This is a genomic window from Fulvivirga marina, from assembly GCF_016775155.1.
GTDB classification, from domain to species: Bacteria; Bacteroidota; Bacteroidia; order Cytophagales; family Cyclobacteriaceae; genus Fulvivirga; species Fulvivirga marina.
Genome location: NZ_JAEUGD010000064.1, coordinates 248,467 through 266,303 on the forward strand (window position 1 = coordinate 248,467; position 17,837 = coordinate 266,303).

Below are 17,837 nucleotides of genomic sequence, written 5' to 3' on the forward strand. Positions count from 1 at the left end.
TTAAAAAATTGACCCATGATGCAAAATTATGAGTTAAAAGAATTACTTTCAATTAACAATTTATATCGAATGATAAGCATAACTAATCAATTGGAAGTCAGGCATTTTGAGTATTTCCTGGTTCTTGCCGAGACTTTACATTATGGCAAGGCCGCTGAGCGACTTTTTATTACCCAATCGGCCTTAAGCCAGCAAATCCAGCGTATGGAGACTATACTCGGACAAGAGCTGTTTGTTAGAACGAACAGGAAAGTTATTCTCAGTCATGCTGGCGAACTATTGAAAGAGGAAGCTGAAGCTATACTCATGCAACTGAAAAAGAGCATGGAGCAGTGGCAATTTAGGGTTGAAGGAGGAGAGGGGATAGTGAGAATTGGTTTTGTAGGTTCCGCTATGCAGATTTACTTACCTAAGTTATTGAAAGAGTTTACGTCCAAATACCCCCGCATCAAGTTCTACTTGAAAGAATTAAGTAACAAGGACCAACTTCTGGCACTAGACAAAAAGGAACTGGACATAGGCTTTTTGAGGTCCAATAACCTCATGGCCAATATGCATAGTTTACCCGTATTCAAGGAAAACCTGACATTGGTACTTCCTGAAAATCATGCCATCACGGAGCAGAATTTTGTAGACATAGGACAGTTAGCAGATGAATCATATATTCTGTTTCCTAATGAAAGCAGTCACTTGTTCTTTGGTCAGATTATGACCCTATGCAAAGAACACGGCTTCACCCCCAGGATATCGCACCAATCCATACATGGCCCAACTATCTTTAAATTGGTAGAAAGTGGCCTGGGAATTTCCATAGTTCCTAATTCATTGGTAGATAAGTTTAACTATAAGGTACGATATATTGAGTTAAAAGAGATCAAACATAAAACAGAGCTGTTTGCAGTTTGGAACAAGTACAATGATAATACGGGGCTTACACATCTTCTTGGGCTGTTGAAAGGAGAGTAAGCGGTATAATTTTCAGACAATAGCTTTCTACAGGCATAAACCCAAGAGTTTCAGTTCTTGACCACTCCTCTAATCAACTTTAATGCTTAGTCTTCCAACATTATCTGTAAGCTTATAATGGTATTAGGTAATTTATTTTTATCTTATAACATCAGGTGTAAAACCATAGGGAGCAATGAAAGGCATGACGTTAGAATTCAAGGATCCTGCACAAGAGAAAAAGTATGGGCTTGAAACCCTGGCTTTCAACATTAAAACTTGCCGAACTATTTGTTTAATTGCTCTTATTGCTCATAGCTTTTATATCATTAAGGATTACGTCTCAAATTATTACGATACCGCATACTTCAGGCTATTCGTGATTGTTCCATTTTTTGCATTGTGTTATTTCATTGCCAATAAGCCATTGTTCAAAACCAACCCAAAACGCTTCCAATACCTGGCTGTTACAATTGGCTTATTGACCATTTCATATCAGATAATCATTGTGCTGTTAAACTCCTTTTCATATACCCAGATTACACATAACGTGTCCTTGATCATGTATGGTACATTTATCTTTCTGGGTATTAGGTTTAAAGATTTATTACTCTTCTTCGGCCCTATAGTGATAGTTGCATCATTATTATTTTCATGGCTCATTATGGATTATGACCTGTCCCAAAAGATAGACTTAACCATTGTACTGAGCCTGAACTACTTTATCGCGCTTTTCGCTAAATATAATATAGAAACACATAGCAGAGTACATTTTTTAAATGAGGAAAGGCTTAATATCCATAATGCTATGATGATCAAAGTAAATGATGAATTGCAACAACAAAGAGCCATGTACAGAGGTGTTACCAAGCGCTCCAGTGACATGATCACGATTAAAAATATGAATGGTAAGTTGGAGTTTGTATCAGAAGCGGTCAAAGAAATACTAGGATATGAACCCAAAGAATTAATAGGAACAGAGGCCAATAACCTGATTTATAAAGAAGACATGGAATCTCTCAACAGGGTTAGGGAAGATATTCAGAGAGGGAAAACCGTTAAGCTGGAATATAGAATGATCCATAAGGATGGGCATCCGGTATGGGTTGAGGGTATAGGAACACCTATTTATAACCGAAAGAAAGAAATAGTTAGCCTTCAGGGGAGCATCAGGAACATTAAGGATAAGAAGGAAATCGAACTACGATTAAAAAAATCAAAAGAGCGACTGGAAGAACTTAATGCTCAAAAAGACCGGTTCTTTTCAATAGTATCACACGATTTAAGAGGTCCAATAGGCAATATCCAGTCACTGATTGATTTTTTGGAATCTTCTATTAAAAAAGGAGACATGGAGGAAATTGGCACTATTATCGAATACCTTAAAAAGGCATCTCAAAACACCAGCAACCTGTTGCACAACCTTTTAACCTGGTCTAAAACTCAATTGGAAGGAGCTGTCGTAAATAAGGTTCCCTCTAATCTCAAGGAAATTGTAAATGTGAATTATGAACTTCTCAAGCCCCTAATTGACGGCAAAAAACTGGTGTTTGAGTCAGAGATCGATGAAAGCGTCAATGTATTTGCCGATTTCGATATGGTCAAGACAGTGATTAGAAATTTAATTTCAAATGCTATAAAATTCACACCTTCCGCCGGAACCATAAAGGTGTACACCCGTGATACTGTAGATAATCATGTAGAAATAATTGTAGAAGATACTGGTGTGGGCATCTCTGAAAACAGGCTTTCTAAGCTATTTGATTTATCTATGAAGACATCGACACCAGGTACGAATGAGGAAGTGGGTAGTGGTCTGGGACTTATTCTATGCAATGACTTTATTCACCTTAATGACGGTACAATGCAGGTGCACAGCCATGAAGGTATAGGCACATGTGTTGTTATAAAACTACCTAAGCACGATCCTGTCTTATCTCATCGAAAAACAACACTACATTGATGAAAGAGACCCGCTCAGAGAAATTTCACCAACCAAATCTATAATCTAATTTTATTACTGCTACGACCATAGGAAAAGACCCTTTTAGACATAAATCAAAACCCGGCCCAGCATAACACCTTTTTCATAAAAATTTAATTATTCAATGCAATTATTATCTTTTAAAGCACAAAAATTATTGTTTTCTTACAAAATATGTAACCTTGGGTATTGACAACCTGCCAATAAATTCATAACTTATAATACACTAGTTTTCAATTATTTGACATGAAGGCGCTCATTACTTTCATTCTAATAATTGCCTGCGGTTCTTTGCACGGTCAAAGCAGCGAAAATAAAACCTGCAGAGAACTGGAAAGGTTACTTCCCTATAAAGCCTGGAAAGTTCAAAGGTTCTATAAAGCTTCCCTGGAATCAATGGATTATGACAGTTCCAAATTTGACTCTCCAGTTCGAAAGGTGAACAACCTCTACCACTATTCAAAAGGAGATAGCTCAAAAAGCTATTGGAACATTTCTTTAAACCCAAGGACCAACCTGGTACTGATCAGGTTGGAGGGATGGGAATTTAGACAGTGTTTTATTTTCAATAACACAGTCTTTTTAATGCAAGAAATAGCTCGGACAAATTATAAGTATAAAATTGAACCAATTACGGATTGACCGGTTGAAGCAGGCACAAGCTGCCATATATAGATCATCCTCAGCGAAAAAGCAGCGTGATAACAATACTCTTTGGGATTACTTCCTTAAGCTATTGCCTATACTGGTTTCAATTGCTGGTGTAGTCATGGGGCTATTTCAATATTCCTACAACCAATACGTGCAAGATGTTCGAAAATATAACCTTTCCTACTATGATGAGCGATTTGCCATCTTAAAAAATATGGCAGGAATTTTATCCAGAATTGATACTGAAATTTCAATCAACCCTAAAGGCAGGTCTGAAGCACAGCAAGACAGCCTGATTAACCTGGTCAAGGAACTCAATCAATCTCAATACTATGCTTATTTATACCTTGACCCTGCCGATACAACATCAGACCTTAAACTAATCAATAGCCTTGATATATGCAGTCAACATTTAAACAATATGCTCATTGGATTTCCTGTCAGTAAAGAAGATTTCAGGGAATCAAGCTTAAACTCTATGCGAATTATTGGTGACATTCTAAGAAAAGAAAAAGATGAAGTTAATACGTTTAATTACGGTGCTTTCATTGATGAATTGCTATAGCTATGCGCAAAAAGATAGCACCCTATATAGCCCGGAAGACATGGTCTTTTTAAGCGCCCCAACAAAGACCTATATTGGTACCCACATCAATTTTTATAGTGGGTATGAAATATTCGAAAAAGCTCGGGCCATGAGCACACAAATGTTCCCTATAGGTTTTGATGCAAGGTTTTTTAGGCAAAAGGTTCTATATGATATCAGTGCGAGTTACACCTTCATCAACCTTGAGGGTGGTTTCACTTCATACCTATTACTTTCGACGGCTATAGGTACATGGAATAATTCCACCGTGATAAGCATTGGACCAACGTACATGCTACCACTTTTCAACTATGACCACCTGATAGGCCTGGAGCTAACCTGGGAAACGACCTTTATACCACTTTCACTAAACGGCATGTATAACCCCAATGCCGATTATTACTATGTATTTTTCGGTATTAAACTACCTATTTTTCCTATCAAAATAATTAGGGAGAAGTATTAGCTCATATTAACCGTTAAACCCGTCCGTGAATACTTCCATCATATTTCACCCCTGAAAATATTTGATTTGTTTAGCCAGATGCAGTTGTCTAACTTGCATTCGATTTCCCTAAAATATTTTCTATGTTTGACGGTTTAGATTACCCCAAATCACTTGATGAGGAGCTTTTTAATACGTGGTTAGAGAATGGCAGGCAGAGCAAGCTCAGCTACCATTACCTGCTAATCATTTGGGACGATTTTGAGTCAGATTACCAACCAGTATATCTTGAGAATAGGGATCAGTTAGATGACTATGCCAAGCATAAAGTTTTGAACAGCAGAGAATCACTGGTAGCGGCATATGACTTGTATTCCGAGTCCAGAGTTGTTTGAGATTTGTTTTAGCATCTAAAATGTCCGGTACTTGGGATAGGTAATCGGTACGCCGTTGTTGGAGAAAAACTCCAACAACCCAACTCATCGAAACGGTTAAACATTCAAAACAAAAATTCCTCAACAATACCCTTACTATCAGCAGCCTCCGAAAGGTTGCCAAACATACATCCTGTAGAACTTTCTGTAAGTCTGGATAGGCAATAGGCTTCAGCCATATGGTTTCGGCCTGATTTGATAAGCGCTGATGCCTGAGCTGCCTTGGCAAACTGCTCTACAAAATGTCGCGCCTGACCTTCAGATAGTTTGCTAAGACTTGCGCTTAGCTTTTCGATAAAGCTATCATAGAGCGACAAATTTCCTTTTGCAGATTCCAATTCACTGATAAAAGCATCCAGAGCCGCCGGAGACTTGGCAATGGCGCGCATTACATCAAGGCATTGCACATTGCCACTTCCTTCCCATATGGCGTTTACAGGAGCTTCTCTGTACAATCGCGGTAGCACGCCACTTTCTACATAGCCATTGCCTCCCAGGCATTCCATAGCTTCACCCAGAAAAGGGATAGAACGTTTGGTAATCCAGTACTTTCCGATGGGTGTTAATAGCCTCAGCAGCAGTTTTTCTTCTTCTTTGGTACCATTTTCCAGGCAAAGTGCAGTACGATAGGTCATCGCCAGAGCCGCTTCCGATTCCAGGCATAAGTCGGCAACGACGTTTTGCATCAAAGGCTGGTCTGCCAGCAGCTTGCCGAAAGCCTTTCTGTGCTGTATATGATGAAGTACTTCCGTTAGTCCCCGGCGCATCAATGCAGAAGAGCCAATCATACAATCATATCGAGTTAGCGCTACCATCTCCAAAATAACGGATACCCCTCTGCCTTCATCACCCATTAACCATGCCTGTGCACCATCAAATTCAATTTCCGAAGAGGCGTTGGAACGATTCCCCAGCTTGTCTTTAAGCCTTTGAACACGGAAGTTGTTCTTAGAGCCATCAGGAAGCCACCTGGGGAGTAGAAAACAGGAAATACCCTGATCCGTTTGCGCTAAGGTTAAAAAAGCGTCACTCATAGGAGCTGAACAGAACCATTTATGACCCGTTAGCTGATACAATTCCCCTGCACCACTTTGATCAACAGGCTTTGCTTCCGTTGTATTGGCCCTTACATCAGAGCCTCCCTGTTTTTCGGTCATGGCCATGCCTATAGTTAAGCCTTGTTTTTCATAATAAGGCTGGTTCGATGGATCGTATGTTGTTGACAGAATTTTAGGGATCCATTCATCTGCTTTTGGAAAATGCTTTTGTATGGCAGGAATACAAGAAAAAGTCATAGTGATAGGGCAGCAGGTGCCTGCTTCATTTTGACCGTGTAAGTAAAACAGCGCCATTCTTAACAGGTGATTTCCGGGTTTATGTTCAGACCAGGGGAGGGCGTGTACCCCATGTTCTATGCCCTGAGTCATCAACTCATGATATGCAGGGTGGAACTCAACTTCATCCGTTCTGAAACCGCGGGAATTATGCGTCTCAAAAACAGGTGTATATTTATTGGCCAGTCTTCCATTGTCAATCATTTGTCTGGTACCCATGGATTTACCATACTCACTAACCTTTGATGCTCCCAAATCAACATGAGCTTGCTTTAGCATATGTTGAAGTGGCTTATCAATTTCGAACAGGTTTATATTCTCAAGAATTGGACTTTGGTTGAATACTTCGTGTGTTTCCATGGTTGAATTTTTAAAGCTTAACAAGCATAAAATAGTAACATTTTGTAACAATGCGATGGCTTTTTTAATAAACAGACCGTGACTTAAATATCCCCATAATATGAATATGCCAATATTTAGACCATATCTGCCTCATTTTTTAAGAGTTACAGAAATCAAAGCAATTGGGGGTGGGGGGTAGAACTTTAAACACTCACTTATTTCCTCACGAAAGTAATATTGGGTTCTTCAGGCACAGAGTTCGCTCAGAGGTTCTACTGGGAAGTATGAGCAGCGAAGGAAATACACAGGATTTGCTCAAACAAAGCCATATTCCTGACCTTTCAGTATTCAACCATCAATCTCTGACAAAAATCATTGTAGTTTTTACAAATGCTCACTAAGTTGCTTCAATGTCAAGTTTAAGGATCAGGCCCCGGTTTAAGCAGCTCATTCTGGGGCATCAGGCAGATATAGAGCAGCAGATTCATACTGCTTTGGCCAATGAAAAGCAATTTGTATTCAATCACCTTCCCGGTCATATTTATATCAGGATTCATCCTGACAATCTCCATTTTTGGTCGCCCCAGTTACACTTAACCTTTGAACAAGAAGGCGAAAACGTAGTTATCAGAGGTTTATATGGTCCTAACCCCTCACTCTGGGCCGTTTTCTTTTTCGGATATATTATTTTAGGATTACTGGCACTTTTTGTTGGGGTTTGGGGCTTTAGCTTATGGAGTTTAGGCAAGGATACCACTATTCTTTGGGGGATTCCGCTACTAAGTGTGATTGCATTGCTGTTGTACCTGGCCAGTCAGGCGGGACAAAAGTTTGGCGCACAGCAAATGTTTGACATTCATCACTTCTATGAGCAAACAATCAAAGATAAAGTAGAGGTTAGCTGATCAATCAATTATCTGCTTCTCCCGGATAGATAGAAATAATATGCTGCAACTTTTCTATCTCAGACTGCTTTTGTGTAAGTGCTTTACGTTCCTTATCTAAAGGTTTGCCTTTAAGTTCATTTAACTGAAGCGAAAGTTTATACATCATATCTTCCAGTGCCTCCAGTAATATCGGTTTGTAGTGGGGTTCTATCTCTATCATACTTCTAAAATAGAGGTTAATTTCAAAATTTTCGAAAATTCAGACCTCCTTTGTTTCCTAAGGAAGACCTAAAAAAGCACATCATCCTCAAATCTTCACAGAGCAACCGAGAGTATTCAGCCTCTCCGCGAACAGAAATAGAAGTAAGGCTTTTGAAAGCATTATATTAGACCTTCTACCAGAGACTCTACAGGAAAGTGCAAGGACCGCCTGAGATATAATGCTACTGATCCCAAAATACCCCATTAGAGGATATAAAGTGGTAAATAGCCACCCCTAATCGAGCTAAAAGCTGATTGATTCAGTTCAATTACAATTTCCAAACCCATTTGGCTATCCCACCAAAAAAGATCAGTTTTGAACCTGTATGTTGGATATACATAACGAAATACTTGCAACCACCCGTGCTTCGGCTATCATCCGGGCAGTATCCGTGCAAACACTATGGAGCGGTTATGGGGAGATTAAACGCTATTTTTTAGAGGGAGGAGAATACCCAAGTGTTATTGTAAAGCACATTCAGTTGCCAGAAGGAAGTCAGCATCCCAGGGGGTGGAACACGCCCTTATCGCATCTGCGAAAGCTGAAGTCTTATGAGGTAGAAAGGAAATGGTATCAAGACTTTGCAGAACAGACAGCTACCCTTTGCAGAGTTCCTCATAGTTATCATGCTGTGGAAGAGGGGAATGAACTGTTATTGATCATAGAAGACTTGGATGCGAGTGGGTACACCATCCGGTTAGATCCTGATGATGTGACCCTGGAAGACGCTAAAAGCTGTCTTGCCTGGCTGGCACATTTTCACGCTAAATTCATGAATGTAGCACCCCTAGGATTATGGCCCACAGGTACTTACTGGCACCTGGATACTCGTCCTGATGAATGGGCGCGGATGAGAAACACATCACTGAAACATGCAGCAAAGGCCATAGATAGCCGGCTTAAACATGCCAAATATCAAACACTGGTTCATGGGGATGCCAAACTGGCTAATTTTTGCTTCAGCGAAACCGGTCTCGTAGCAGCCGTAGATTTCCAGTATGTAGGTAAGGGGTGTGGCATGAAAGACGTTGCTTACTTGATCAGCAGCTGTTTTGAAGAAGAAGCGTGTGAAAAGTATGAAGAGGAGCTACTCAATCATTACTTTCAACAACTTGAAACAACACTAGATAACAATATTGATTATCAAGAAGTTAAAGAAGAGTGGCGTTTACTCTATCCTTATGCCTGGGCGGATTTCTACCGGTTTCTTGACGGCTGGAGTCCTGGTCATTGGAAAATGCACGATTATAGTAAACGACTCACCAGGCAGGTGATTGACGAGTTAAAGATCAAATGATACTCAGAGAAGAAGAATTAAAATCACTTTGTCAGACGGCAACCACCGCTGCATTAGCAGCTGGCGAATATATTCAATCCCAGTTTAATAAACATTATACTAAAACACACAAAGCAGGTGGTAACTCCCTGGCTTCTCAGGTAGTAACAGACATAGATGTAAGAGCTCAGGAAATCATTCTCAAACATTTGGGTAATGCCACTCAAAACTATGATTTCGGGTTGTTGACTGAAGAAACTGCTGACGATCAGTCAAGAGGAGAGAAACGTTATTTCTGGTGCATTGACCCAATGGACGGAACCTTACCCTTTACAGAAAAACGGACGGGCTATGCCGTTTCAATTTCATTGATCACAAATGGGGGAGACCCTGTAATTGGTGTGGTTTACGTGCCCGACTTAGCAGCGTGTTATACCTCCATTAAAGGATCGGGGGTATGGCTAAACCACAGACCCTATGTTCGGGAGAAAGCAGCTAATGATACAATTCATATATTTATGGATAGAAGTCTCCAATCTGAAGTATATTTTGACCTGGTAAGCAACTGGCTGAGTGAATGGGCAGCAACCCACAAAACCGGAATAAAATACCACTCGGGTTTTGGAGCAGTTCGAAATGCATTAGGTGCAATGACCTCAGGTATTGGATGTTATTTTAAGTTTCCCAAACAGCAAAAAGGAGGCGGGAGTATCTGGGATTTTGCCGCAACACGATTATTTTTCGAAGAACTGGGGTTGCTGGTGTCCAACGCTCAGGGTAAAAGGCTCCACCTCAATAACCCCAAAACCACTTTTATGCACGAAGTAGGTATTCTGTATACTACTCATACTGATTTGTCTGACTTTATCATAAGCGTGGGACAGCAGGTGGGAGATCGCTGATTTAACACTACCCCCCATATGGCTCATAGCCATATATTGCTTGGTTCAAACCCATCCTTAATTAAAGCTCTCCAATATCTTCATTCCAAAGCTCAGGTTTATCATGAATAAACTGCTCCATCATTTGAATACATGTTGGATCATCCACATCGATTACTTCAACGCCATGAGACTCCATGAATTCACGTGCTCCCGGAAATGTGCGTGATTCGCCCACAATTACTTTAGGGATGTTGAACTGCACAATGGTTCCTGCACACATATAGCAGGGCATAAGGGTTGAGTAAATCACGGTATTTTTATAACTGCCTATTCTTCCTGCATTATTCAGGCAGTCCATTTCTCCATGTAAAATAGGGTTAGCTTCCTGAACCCGCTTATTATGCCCTCTGGCAATAATCTTGTTGTCTCTTACCAAAACAGAGCCAATCGGAATTCCTCCTTCGTCCAGACTTTTTTTTGCTTGATCTATCGCTGCTTGTAGAAATGGGTCCATAATTTTTAAAATTTTAACCTAATAAATATATTATTTATTCTTCATATTAATAACAGCGACAAATAAAAAGAATCGGTATCAGAGGTTAAAGTAAACCTTTAGATAACTGCATTATCAGACAACTGAATGATAACAAGAGCCGATCATTACCACGTACTCTAAAAAAATTAACTTTTACTACTGATCTGTTCAAGTCTTTAGAGCCGGGATGACTTGGCTCCATAATACATTTCAAGCCTTCGGACTTAAAATGGTTCCAAATTCAAGCCCTTTTGTAAATGATTTTGATTCCGAGAAATACTTTTTGGGCGGGTGTTTATAGGGGAATAGCAATCCGCTGGGGCTATTTTCCGGATAAACCTCGGAATGACACTGGATCACAAACTTTTCTCCGGTAGGTAACGTATCATAGGATGTTTTGAATAGAGGGGTCTTTAGTTCTGCAATGCCATGCATAGCGGTCCACTCAACGGGCCATGAAAGAATTTCCAGCCAAAAGTTGTAAAGTTGTGGGGTCAATTGATTTTGAGCAATTTTCAATATTTCATTGCCTAGGGTTACAAACTCTTCTGATTGTAACTTTGGGACACGGAATGGCATAAGGCTAATGCCCCAATCCTCCCAAAAATAGTTGGTATGAATATCTTGTTGAACCTTTAAGAATTGTTCTTTTTCTTTTATGATATCAGCAAGATATATCCATTTGGGATCTCTAATGTTCTGTTCACTAAACTCCTGCCAGGCATCCCAGTATGCTTTTGAAAAAGGAAGACCACAATTCCGAATGCCATCATTTAAAAAAGCTCTTACTGCTTTCCGTTTTCCTGCTACAACACATGTATAGTCTGCACCTCTGACTGTGGTTGTACTGGCTACGTTAAGCATATATGAGGCACTTGAAGCAGGTACTACCTCAGCAACAAGACCTGAGCTTTCCAGTATTTTTTTAAACTGATACACACCATGGGTTTCAACATTATGAAACTGAACGGGAAATAGCTTTTGGCCTTCTTCACTTTGAAACAGCTTTTTAATCGCTACTGCAATTTCAGTAAACCTATATTCCCAGGTTCTTTTAAGTTCAAAGCTAGCCCAGCTTAACCTGCGGAAAGGTGGCATTGTAAACTCTAATCGCGTCATAATTAATGAATAGGTGTAAAGTATGCCCTTCCTTTAGCAATGGTGTCTTTGGACCAGGATAGGAAACTCTCAATAAAGGGTTCCCCTAGTTTTGTGGGCTTAATATTCCTTTCAAGGACTTCTTGTCCTGTTTGCATTCTTTTCAATGTATCATTGGTTAATATTTTCCAGGTTTCATGATCCTGGTGAGTGGGATACTTCTTCAATAAAATTAAGTCAAGGTAGAGTATATGTATAAATGAATATTGAGCATGCAGAACTGCAGCCATAGGGCGTTCAGTATCCTTGATACTACTATAGTACATTGCTTCCGCAGGGTTACTAATCCATTCAGAAGCAGAATTCATCGTAATTCCTAATGAAAAAAGCTTTAAATGAGCCATTTCATGCACCATAGCTTCAGCGAGGGGAAAAGGATCATTGGTGGTCAAATAAATTAATCCTGGTTCATCCCAGTGGCACCCTGAAGAAGATCCAAAAGGATTTGACTCAAAAAATTCTAATTGAATGGGATTGATGAAAGACACAAAGAATGGAAACTGTTCTTTCATTTCAGGCCAATCCAAAAGATAATCGATTGATTTGGAAATCATTACGTCTTCGGGAGTATGGTTATACATTCCTGAATAGGGACATTCGTGGTGATAATGACCTACTGCAACCCGATTGTCAAAACATGTAAATAATACCTTTGACGTTGATTTTACTTTTGGTCTTATTAGCGAAGTGTCCTTCAACCTTTTAATCACCTCTAAGTCATAGTGGTCTGGTTGTGGAAAGGCTATTTTGTCCCAAGCTATCATTTACGTAAAGTTTTGAATTAGATACTGTAGCGTAGGGTTCTGACCATTAGCCCAATGGTTAATCAGTTTCTCCTCAATCTGCTTTCTTTGAGGGTGTAGCGAAACTGGAGACAAGCCTTCATTCAACATCTCCTGTTCAGCTTCTTCAAATAGGTATTTCCATAAACCACAATTCTCACTTTTATTTCTCCACTCACCATCAATTGCTGTTCCGGGACATTGCCCCTTGCAGGACAGAAAGAAACGGCAATTACGACATCCTCCATATTCATCAGGAGTATGATAAAGGGCTATATAACGCTCATACCCCATATTTGCTGGCTGCTGAAAGTTGATCCCTTCTTTGTCAGTAAGACCACAATTGTGCAAATTCCCCTCACCATCAATTCCATTGACTGCTTCAGTGGAATAGGGGTCGCATGCTCGCCAGGTACAGGTTCCATGTTCATCTTCAGCAAGAAGCATTTGGTGCACATCCCGAAAAATGTCAAACCTGAGATGCTTTAAGGTTTTCTCAAACTTTTTGTATGCTGAAAACACTGTAATATTCTCTTCGGCAGAAAAACTGTAGATTTTTCGAATAGCAGGATGGTCAATTTCCAGTACATGAAGTCGCGCAGAAGCAATTTCCAATGCATCCATCTCTCTAAGCCATTCAAACATCTTGGGGAGACGATCCGGGCTGCTGTTACTCCGAGTAACCTGAATCTGTAATCCTATTGGAATTTTGGCCTGTCTCAATTGATGAATGGCCTTAATTGATCTTTTTGTCGCTTGACGAGTTTTGTCAATGGTTCCAGCCCATCGCACATCATTCAACTCTTCCGGACCATCAATAGAAATACCAACCTTTGTATTGTACCGCAAAAATAACTCTATATGTGCCTCATTAATAAGTGCTCCATTGGTCATGACACTTGTTTCTCCAAATTGTTGGTGTCCCCATTGAAGCAGATCTTCCAATGCTGTCATAGACATCAGTAAAGGCTCACCTCCAAATAAATGAAAAGGTTCCCCGTCTTCCAGGATTCTCTGCTTGACCAATTCCGGATGATATTGACTTCCTCCGTTACCAGCATCACGGTGCATGTTTTGGTAGCAATATTGACACGCTATGTTACATTTCACACCAAATGGTCTAACTTCTAACGCCATTGAATATTATTTATGCAGTAATTAATCAAAAAACCTTCACATGAGGCAACTTAACGTGCTTAATATGTGGTGCTTTAATGTGTTTGATATGAGGCGCTTTGATATGCTTAAGGTGTGGTAATAGATCATCTACGACACTAATAGGAAAGCCTACTACCTTAAGAATATCATTTAAGGCATTGTCACCCAGATCAAAAACACCTTTTAGCACATCCGAAACAACATTCACGGGTTCTCCAATTGCTTTTAATGCAGAACCAACTTCTTCGGCTGTTTTTCCAATGCCTTTTAAAATTTCTGCAACAGCCCTTATGGGTTGAGCAAGTACTACTTTAAGAACATTAGCGATTTCAGCGGCAGTATATCCGATTGCATTGAGTATTCCTGCAATAACTTGCTCTGACATTTCAAACAACTCGCTAAGAACTTCACCAACTTCTTCCGCCAGGTATCCGGCCTCTTTCATGGCATTAGCAATTTCTTGTGCAGATTTTTCAAATCCCGCCTTAAGCGCTTTCCCCGTGTCGATTGCGATGTAGCCTACATTCTTCATCAATTTAGCTGAAGCTTCCAGTGTTTCTTCGAAGTGGTGAGCCAGCGCTTTTCCAACCTTTTCCATAACTTCGCCAACAAATTCAATGGCTTTGTCCAGTACGGCCTCCAACCACTCCAGGGCATTCTGAAGAAGATCTTCAAATATCTTAGCAACGTTTTCAAGTATATATTGAACCAGATATTCTGGTAATTTACGTACATCAGTAACCTCAACAGTCAAGGTTCCCAGGTTGAATGTTTTTCCATTCCATTCAAACTTTGCGGATATATAGCTACTGAAGCTATTATCTTTAAAGCTGGCTCCAAAGCCTCCAAAAACGGCTGTATTCAGCTTTATATTACCTAAATCCAAAGGAAGGGCTATGGAGATCCCAGTCAATTGTATATCCAGTTCCGAGTTTGCTTCAAAATCAGTAATACTCTTAAACGATACTTTTAAAGACTGACTAAACAATCCGGCAATGTTTTCTCTGAGCTCGAACATGATGCCGTCATTGCCTATCTCCGCATCAAGACCTGCTTCAACAAGGCCTAAAACAGAAACATTTGCCGAGCAGGTGAAATATGGACTCTGTTGCGTGTCGAATTGCATCATAGCACCCCCTGGAGAAACCGTTGCAGCACCTTGATAACCGGTAGGCGTTCCCTTACCATTACCAGTGATCTCCAGGAGGTTACCACCTACCCGAATAGGGTCTAGAATAAAGGCCCCACTTATGTTTTTTTCAGATGTGATTTTTAATTCTGAGTAAACATGAGTCCCAAAAATTTGCATTATTCCACTTAGACCCAAGCCAGGATAGGCCAGTGCCCCGTTGGCCTGTTGAAGTGGAGTAGGGGATCCACACCAATAAAGCATAACCTGATGGAAACTAATGGCATTGAGGAAATCGGGTAAATCCAGATTTTTATTCGTCACTGCCGTTATGCAAGTATCCAGGCTCAATTCATCAAGGTACATGGATAGAAGAATTGGAGCGGTGGCGCCTCCCTGCGTTGTAAATATAATCGAAAACTCATTGTTGCCCGGAATTTCTTCCGGACTCAGCGGAGTTACACTTTCTGGCAAATTAGAAGGCTTATCCGGACCAATGTAGAACGCACCGCTGGCACCAATATTAATATTAAATGGATTCAATTGGGCTTGAATCATAAGTTGGAGCGTGGATAAATGTATACCGGGAAAACCAAAAGGTGGCGGAAAGCTTTCAAGTTCTTTCTCCACAGAAAAACTACCGGAAATACTGTTTGCCCCTAAACGGATACTACCTGGAAGCGCTATGTTTAATGGCGGCAAACTAAAATTAATCAAACCACTCACTTCCACACTTGGTGGAATCGCGCTTAGACTTACCTCAGGGTCTATCAAACCAAATATATTTATACCTCCGATAGAAAGATCAATATCTTTCGGAATCCTGATATCCAGTGAAAAATCCGGGGTTGTATCTCTTATATTCCACACAATGAAATGAGTACCATCACCTATGATGCCCTCTACTACGGACAGTAAATCACCCAAAACCCCATCGCTATCAGAAAGTTGAGAGAGCAATGCAATGTTCAAGCCTGGCTTCAAAATCATTTTGTCGTCTGCCGCTTGGCCGAAGTGTATAAGTTCCTTACCGGGAATAAAGTCATTGCTCAGAATAATTCCGTATTGCTGGATGGTGAGGAAATTGAAGGGAGTCAATAACTGCCCTAATATACCTGGGAGGTCTCCCGGGTGATGACCTTCAGACTTGGGGACACCCACCAACAAAACCCTGAGGCGACCATTTTCTTCCGTTATCAAACCACTCACGTTTAAATTCTCAAAGGGAAACCCCAATGCTGATGAGGTAAACTTTAAAGAATTTTGATTTAACAAGGTAAAAGCAAAGTCCTGAAGCGTAAGGTTAAATTCCGGAGCTATATTCGCCATAGATGGTGATAAACTATCTTGCAGAGTACTGGCTACTAACTGCCTAATTTCATCTTCGCTATTGATTTGATGATATGATTCAAAAAACTGTGAAGTTTCAGGACTGGCCGACCCATCTAATTGGATATAGTGTTTCAAGGGCGGTCTGGATGCTTTTTTATAGGTGATCTCCATCTGTTGGGAGGAGCCAATTGTATTAAGCTTAGCCGAACGATCATTGCCTGGTGCACCTCCAAGCCTAATCATCAGATTATTAAACTTTTCAAATCCTTTCACACCACAAATTTCGATACAGCCTACAGAAGCATAAGCGCCATTACTTTGAGAGAGAGGAACATCCGGACCATCATGAATCAAAAAATTACCATATACCTGCCATGCTCCATCCTCTGTTGATGGAGCGCTATGCACTGAATATTCAGGAAGCCACGCTTTGATAATATGAGTTTGTTCATCCGCAAGTCCCACTACTCGGGGAGACGACGTTGTAGTTCTTTGTTGAACCCCAAACCGGAAGACTTCAAAGGTTTCTTCAATGTTCTTCCCGGAATCGTCAGTGCCACGAACATGGAGTTCATAAGTGGGAATTAAAAAGAGTTTTTTGCCATCTCCGGCGGGGTAGGCCCAGGTAAGTGCTTCCCCAACCGGAGTATTACCTACAGTAAGTTTTATTTTTCTCATAAAAGAAATTCACATGAAACTTTATCAGCTTTGAATATAGCTTTAAAATAGAGATATCTTTAACATGATTAAGTTAATTGATGTGAAAATTTCAATTAACATGAGGCGGACCTGACAGCTGATCTACAACCTCTTACTTAAAAAACCTGGAAAAAGGGAAGACGGACATAAAGCTTCAAAGAGCAAGAGGCGATAGGGAGGTTTACAACCTGCAACATATTTCCTTCATATACCATTACTCTTCAAATGTTATTGAAAAATGCCCAAGGTTGGGTATTGATTCAATTGATGCAAATGATTAATTTCTATAAAAGAAAAGAAATCATGGACAGACTTAACCTTAACAATCTATCGTATAGAAAATTGAGAAGACTAATAGGGTACCTGGGTATAGCCCTGCCAGTATTACTATTTTTATACAGTCAATTTTTCGATCATGAAAAAGCATTTTTTGAAGTCGAGCATTCCATAAGCTTCTACTACTATACAAAAATGAGTACCATTTTTACAGGTATTTTAATCAGCTACGGGTTGATTTTATTTACCTACAGAGGTAAGTGGGAGTTGGAAAACAAATTAACAAATATTGCAGGTGTATTAGCCCTGGTTGTGGCAATAGTTCCAACCATGTTTACCGGTAGCACCACCTTATACGCTCACAACAGCTTACTTTGGAGAGGTGTAATACATAACCTTTCCGCCGCAGTTTTTATCTTTATACTGGGCTACATAGTGCTAAAATTCTTCGCACAGGAAGATATGTTTCGGTCCCTTTATCTATTTCTGGGAGTTATGGTTATGGTAGGTCTGACACTCGCTATATTCTCAGTCTTTTATGAAATTATTAAAGAGGGCAAAGAGCTATTTAAAGGAGCCATTTTTTGGGGAGAAACCATTAGCCTCTTTGCCTATGGGGCAGCGTGGATAAGGAGAGGTGTTCACGTTAACACCAATTCAGTTGATAATGAATGATTTACACATCATGAGATAGAAAGTAATTTTCAATTTAGGCCACCATAACAACCGCAAGCTATA

The 17,837-nt window shown here is 40.2% G+C and carries 17 protein-coding genes; 10 read left to right on the forward strand and 7 right to left on the reverse strand.

The genetic code is table 11. The features are described 5' to 3' along the window. The first annotated feature begins 69 nt into the window (after positions 1-69). From JMN32_RS19975 to JMN32_RS20000, 6 genes are all read left to right on the forward strand, one after another. Positions 70-966, forward strand: coding sequence for a LysR family transcriptional regulator (locus JMN32_RS19975; protein ID WP_202858139.1), 897 nt, complete (start codon positions 70-72; stop codon positions 964-966). A 175-nt stretch (positions 967-1,141) separates the two neighbouring features. Then, positions 1,142-2,908 carry a PAS domain-containing sensor histidine kinase gene (locus JMN32_RS19980; RefSeq protein ID WP_202858140.1) on the forward strand — a complete coding sequence of 589 codons (1,767 nt, stop codon included), beginning with the start codon at positions 1,142-1,144 and terminating at the stop codon, positions 2,906-2,908. A 267-nt stretch (positions 2,909-3,175) separates the two neighbouring features. Beyond that, entirely contained in the window at positions 3,176-3,571 is a 396-nt protein-coding gene (locus JMN32_RS19985) for a hypothetical protein (RefSeq protein ID WP_202858141.1), read from the forward strand. Then, positions 3,552-4,145 carry a hypothetical protein gene (locus tag JMN32_RS19990; RefSeq protein ID WP_202858142.1) on the forward strand — a complete coding sequence of 198 codons (594 nt, stop codon included), beginning with the start codon at positions 3,552-3,554 and terminating at the stop codon, positions 4,143-4,145. Before JMN32_RS19985 ends, JMN32_RS19990 begins: the two co-directional genes overlap by 20 nt. Continuing rightward, complete coding sequence (locus tag JMN32_RS19995; RefSeq protein WP_202858143.1) at positions 4,096-4,632, forward strand: hypothetical protein; 537 nt, start codon at positions 4,096-4,098, stop codon at positions 4,630-4,632. The genes JMN32_RS19990 and JMN32_RS19995 overlap by 50 nt, the downstream gene beginning before the upstream one ends. Positions 4,633-4,754: 122 nt before the next feature. Further along, complete coding sequence (locus JMN32_RS20000; protein ID WP_202858144.1) at positions 4,755-5,006, forward strand: hypothetical protein; 252 nt, start codon at positions 4,755-4,757, stop codon at positions 5,004-5,006. A 104-nt stretch (positions 5,007-5,110) separates the two neighbouring features. On the opposite strand, the gene JMN32_RS20005 is transcribed toward JMN32_RS20000, so the two are convergent. Next, positions 5,111-6,739 carry an isovaleryl-CoA dehydrogenase gene (locus JMN32_RS20005; protein ID WP_202858145.1) on the reverse strand — a complete coding sequence of 543 codons (1,629 nt, stop codon included), beginning with the start codon at positions 6,737-6,739 and terminating at the stop codon, positions 5,111-5,113. A 392-nt stretch (positions 6,740-7,131) separates the two neighbouring features. Here JMN32_RS20005 and JMN32_RS20010 point away from each other — a divergent pair, with 392 nt between their 5' ends. After that, complete coding sequence (locus tag JMN32_RS20010) at positions 7,132-7,626, forward strand: hypothetical protein (RefSeq protein WP_202858146.1); 495 nt, start codon at positions 7,132-7,134, stop codon at positions 7,624-7,626. Between the two features lie 4 nt (positions 7,627-7,630). On the opposite strand, the gene JMN32_RS20015 is transcribed toward JMN32_RS20010, so the two are convergent. Beyond that, positions 7,631-7,828, reverse strand: a complete 198-nt coding sequence (locus tag JMN32_RS20015) for a hypothetical protein (protein ID WP_202858147.1) — start codon at positions 7,826-7,828, stop codon at positions 7,631-7,633. Between the two features lie 367 nt (positions 7,829-8,195). Between JMN32_RS20015 and JMN32_RS20020 the strand changes: the two genes are divergently transcribed. Both JMN32_RS20020 and JMN32_RS20025 read left to right on the forward strand, forming a co-directional pair. Further along, positions 8,196-9,167, forward strand: coding sequence for a phosphotransferase (locus JMN32_RS20020; protein ID WP_202858148.1), 972 nt, complete (start codon positions 8,196-8,198; stop codon positions 9,165-9,167). Further along, entirely contained in the window at positions 9,164-10,048 is an 885-nt protein-coding gene (locus tag JMN32_RS20025) for a 3'(2'),5'-bisphosphate nucleotidase CysQ family protein (RefSeq protein ID WP_202858149.1), read from the forward strand. Before JMN32_RS20020 ends, JMN32_RS20025 begins: the two co-directional genes overlap by 4 nt. 61 nt (positions 10,049-10,109) lie before the next feature. On the opposite strand, the gene JMN32_RS20030 is transcribed toward JMN32_RS20025, so the two are convergent. From JMN32_RS20030 to JMN32_RS20050, 5 genes are all read right to left on the reverse strand, one after another. Next, positions 10,110-10,544 (reverse strand): nucleoside deaminase, encoded by a 435-nt coding sequence (locus JMN32_RS20030; protein ID WP_202858150.1) that lies wholly within the window; start codon positions 10,542-10,544, stop codon positions 10,110-10,112. A gap of 231 nt (positions 10,545-10,775) precedes the next feature. After that, complete coding sequence (locus JMN32_RS20035) at positions 10,776-11,684, reverse strand: hypothetical protein (protein ID WP_202858151.1); 909 nt, start codon at positions 11,682-11,684, stop codon at positions 10,776-10,778. Between the two features lie 2 nt (positions 11,685-11,686). After that, complete coding sequence (locus JMN32_RS20040) at positions 11,687-12,487, reverse strand: aKG-HExxH-type peptide beta-hydroxylase (protein WP_202858152.1); 801 nt, start codon at positions 12,485-12,487, stop codon at positions 11,687-11,689. Then, the gene (locus JMN32_RS20045) at positions 12,488-13,642 is read right to left on the reverse strand and encodes a radical SAM protein (protein WP_202858153.1); all 1,155 of its coding nucleotides are present in this window, start codon (positions 13,640-13,642) and stop codon (positions 12,488-12,490) included. A gap of 25 nt (positions 13,643-13,667) precedes the next feature. After that, entirely contained in the window at positions 13,668-16,802 is a 3,135-nt protein-coding gene (locus tag JMN32_RS20050; RefSeq protein WP_202858154.1) for a phage tail tape measure protein, read from the reverse strand. A gap of 324 nt (positions 16,803-17,126) precedes the next feature. Here JMN32_RS20050 and JMN32_RS20055 point away from each other — a divergent pair, with 324 nt between their 5' ends. Then, the gene (locus JMN32_RS20055) at positions 17,127-17,774 is read left to right on the forward strand and encodes a DUF7103 family protein (protein WP_202858155.1); all 648 of its coding nucleotides are present in this window, start codon (positions 17,127-17,129) and stop codon (positions 17,772-17,774) included. The last annotated feature ends 63 nt before the right edge of the window (positions 17,775-17,837 follow it).

Excerpts from the sequence above, each read along its gene's own strand:
- JMN32_RS19975 (WP_202858139.1), top strand. The coding sequence starts at position 70 with ATGATAAGCATAACTAATCAATTGGAAGTCAGGCATTTTGAGTATTTC.
- JMN32_RS19980 (WP_202858140.1), top strand. The coding sequence starts at position 1,142 with ATGAAAGGCATGACGTTAGAATTCAAGGATCCTGCACAAGAGAAAAAG.
- JMN32_RS19985 (WP_202858141.1), top strand. The coding sequence starts at position 3,176 with ATGAAGGCGCTCATTACTTTCATTCTAATAATTGCCTGCGGTTCTTTG.
- JMN32_RS19995 (WP_202858143.1), top strand. The coding sequence starts at position 4,096 with ATGAAGTTAATACGTTTAATTACGGTGCTTTCATTGATGAATTGCTAT.
- JMN32_RS20000 (WP_202858144.1), top strand. The coding sequence starts at position 4,755 with ATGTTTGACGGTTTAGATTACCCCAAATCACTTGATGAGGAGCTTTTT.
- JMN32_RS20005 (WP_202858145.1), bottom strand. The coding sequence starts at position 6,739 with ATGGAAACACACGAAGTATTCAACCAAAGTCCAATTCTTGAGAATATA.
- JMN32_RS20010 (WP_202858146.1), top strand. The coding sequence starts at position 7,132 with ATGTCAAGTTTAAGGATCAGGCCCCGGTTTAAGCAGCTCATTCTGGGG.
- JMN32_RS20015 (WP_202858147.1), bottom strand. The coding sequence starts at position 7,828 with ATGATAGAGATAGAACCCCACTACAAACCGATATTACTGGAGGCACTG.
- JMN32_RS20020 (WP_202858148.1), top strand. The coding sequence starts at position 8,196 with ATGTTGGATATACATAACGAAATACTTGCAACCACCCGTGCTTCGGCT.
- JMN32_RS20025 (WP_202858149.1), top strand. The coding sequence starts at position 9,164 with ATGATACTCAGAGAAGAAGAATTAAAATCACTTTGTCAGACGGCAACC.
- JMN32_RS20030 (WP_202858150.1), bottom strand. The coding sequence starts at position 10,544 with ATGGACCCATTTCTACAAGCAGCGATAGATCAAGCAAAAAAAAGTCTG.
- JMN32_RS20035 (WP_202858151.1), bottom strand. The coding sequence starts at position 11,684 with ATGACGCGATTAGAGTTTACAATGCCACCTTTCCGCAGGTTAAGCTGG.
- JMN32_RS20040 (WP_202858152.1), bottom strand. The coding sequence starts at position 12,487 with ATGATAGCTTGGGACAAAATAGCCTTTCCACAACCAGACCACTATGAC.
- JMN32_RS20045 (WP_202858153.1), bottom strand. The coding sequence starts at position 13,642 with ATGGCGTTAGAAGTTAGACCATTTGGTGTGAAATGTAACATAGCGTGT.
- JMN32_RS20050 (WP_202858154.1), bottom strand. The coding sequence starts at position 16,802 with ATGAGAAAAATAAAACTTACTGTAGGTAATACTCCGGTTGGGGAAGCA.
- JMN32_RS20055 (WP_202858155.1), top strand. The coding sequence starts at position 17,127 with ATGGACAGACTTAACCTTAACAATCTATCGTATAGAAAATTGAGAAGA.